Origin of the sequence: Methanospirillum sp., assembly GCF_035560735.1 — an archaeon.
Lineage (GTDB): Archaea > Halobacteriota > Methanomicrobia > Methanomicrobiales > Methanospirillaceae > Methanospirillum.
Genome location: NZ_DATMYY010000288.1, coordinates 1 through 2,810, shown reverse-complemented (window position 1 = coordinate 2,810; position 2,810 = coordinate 1). Strand labels below are relative to the sequence as shown.

The 2,810-nt window shown below is 39.8% G+C and carries 1 protein-coding gene; it reads right to left on the bottom strand.

Going from position 1 to position 2,810, the window contains the following annotated elements; translation table 11 throughout:
- Positions 1-2,662, bottom strand: a 2,662-nt coding sequence (locus VN429_RS08195) for a PAS domain-containing sensor histidine kinase (RefSeq protein WP_325631954.1), incomplete at its 3' end; no start/stop codon positions are given.
- Positions 2,663-2,810: the final 148 nt, after the last annotated feature.

Sequence of the window (2,810 nt, the reverse complement as noted above, 5' to 3'; positions counted from 1 at the left end):
GGGATTGATACAATTCCTCGTGAACAAGAGCAATAGATTTTACCCGGTTCTGGCCTTCCTTAAGTATTTCTTTCAGTTTCTCGTCTGTCGTTATACTTGATTGAATATAAAAGAGGCTTGAGATCACTTGCATGTTGTTCTTAACACGGTGGTGAATCTCTTTGAGTAAAATCTCTTTTTCACGAAGAGAACGTTCAATCTCATGTTCCATCTGGGTTTTCTGAGTTATATCTCTAAAACTCCAAACAGTCCCGACAATCTCTTCTCCGACCTTTTGAGGTTTTGAAACTCTTTCAAAGAGTTTCCCATTTACCAGTTCTATAACATCATATGTTTCCCGGGATGGGTCTTCATAGATTTGATTTATTTTTTCAAGGAATAGATCCGGATTTTTGACCTGATGAATCACCGATCCTAATGTTGCGATATCATCATCAGATTTTATAATTGAATCAGGGATATTCCACATGCTGAGAAATATCTTGTTATAGGTAACGATTTTTCGAGATATTGCTACTACTAACAGGCCATCGGCTGTAGATTCAAGTGCTGCAGTGAGGAGTGATAATGCCTTTTGGATTTCTTTCTCTGCTAATATTCTCTCTTCAACTTCTGCTTTAAGCTCAACATTTATCGACTCAAGTTGATTTGTCCTTTCAAGGACTTTCTCTTCGAGTGATTGGTTGAGCCTCCGAATTTGTTCTTCTTTCTCTTTAACCTTTGAGATATCGAGGATGAATGCAACTGATTCGTCCCTTTTTTCTCCAGAAAGGACGAATCCAACAAGAACCCAGATACGGGTCCCATCTTTTCGGAAGTACTGTTTTTCATATGGAGTACAGTTTCCTTTCTCTTGAGCTTCAACAATTGAGTTCTGATCAAGATGCCCAAATTCAGGGGGGGTTAAATTATCCCACCTGATAAGACCATTTTCAAGTTCAAACCGGGAATATCCAATAATTCTGAGAAACTCATCATTTGCCTGAAAAATATTCCCATAAATATCCCCCATCAATGTTCCAAGGATAGGAGAATGGAAAAAAGCAGATAATTTCTCTTCCTGTTTCCTCAGTTCTGACTCAATATGTTTTCTTTCTGTAACATCCTGAAAGATCCCAATGACTTTTAAAGGAGTTTTTTCTTCGCCACGAATTAGGTCAGCTATCGATGATATAATCCGGGTTTGGGAACCAACCGGTTGTATGGAGAATTCAAGCTTAAATGGATGTTCATGCTCAATCAGGTCCATCAACGCCTGATAGACATGATCCTTGTCAAGCATACAAGAGAGTAACTTTTCCAGCTCAATGAGCCCATCCGGATTTACATCCAGACCAAATAACCTGAAACCTTCATCAGATAGCCAGACTTTCCCTGTATTAATATAATACTCCCAGGATCCCAGGTGGCCTACTTTTTGTGCTTCAGTTAGGCGGTTTTGTAATTCCTGCATCTGGATTTCACTCTGTTTTAGAGTATCCATCTGATGCCTCAGTTCTTCTTCTTGTGATGACAACTCTTCGAATGAAGCACCTAATTCCTCATTTAATGAGTAGAGATCTTCATTCTTTTTCTGGAGTTCTGTTTCAAACTTGATTCTTTCAGTATAATCCCTGATAATTGCCTGATGGTACGTCGTACCGTCAATAATAATGGTTCGGGTACTACTTTCCAGGGGAAAAAGAGATTCATCTTTCCGACGGTGCGTTGTCAATATGATTGAGCCGAGAGGATGATTCAGATGTTTAAAACCATCTGAAAGTGTAATAATGTCCCGGTCTGTCTGAAGATCAACCAGATTTAATCTTCTGAATTCATCAAGAGTGTATCCATATAACTCTGATGCACGGTCATTTGCGTCAATTATCTTCCAATTTGAATCAAAAATAAAAATTGCGTCATTTGCCTGCTGCATCAGGAGACGGACACGATCAGCAAGAACGAGTTCCTTTTGTTTTAGTTGATAATTCTGGCTGATAAAATCATTTTCCCGTTTTATCCAGATTGCCCAGATGGCTATCCCTGATGCAATCATGAGAAGAAGGAGTATAGCCATGACCAGGGATACAAAAAATCTAAATGGTGCATAGATCTCTTCCTGATCTATTTTCGCTACAAGATACCAGGGGGTGCCGTTTATATTCAGGATATCTGCGATGACAGGAATTCCCCGGTAATCATCCCCATAAACAATACCTACCTGTCCTTTCACTGCCTTAACCGCAGGCACATCATTTTCACTTAATGGGATCCGTAACGAGAGGCTTGCATTCGTAAAGTGTCGCAGATCATTAATGAATAAAACATTGTCATCTTCCTGACGGACGAGAAGTGATTCTGCAGTCTCACTGTTCGTTGGCCACGATTGGATCAAAGGAAAGAGGTAGCGTTTTGGGTCTATCTGATATATCAGAACACCAACAACGGGCCCATCTGCAATCTCTCTGATAGGGCACCAGTATTCCATGACTGGATTATTTGTATCGGGATCCCGGTATAGATCTGTATTTATTGGCTTTGTTGAGTTGAGGGTTTGAGAGAGATATTTGTCAATACTGTTCTGACTTACCGAAGCATTGTATGGCGCTTTGAGCAGGACTTCACCTGTTGGTGATAGAAGGATTATACCCTGATAATCATACTTCTCTAAAGTAGAATTCATCCAATCAAGCAAAGATCCCTGAATTTCACCTGCTGATTCAGGTTTATTTCGGGATTTGATATATATCGATGTGATCTGGTTTTTAGCCAAAATTTCTGCATCTGATTCCCGTTCATGATACCAAGCCGATATCTGGGATGACTTAAGA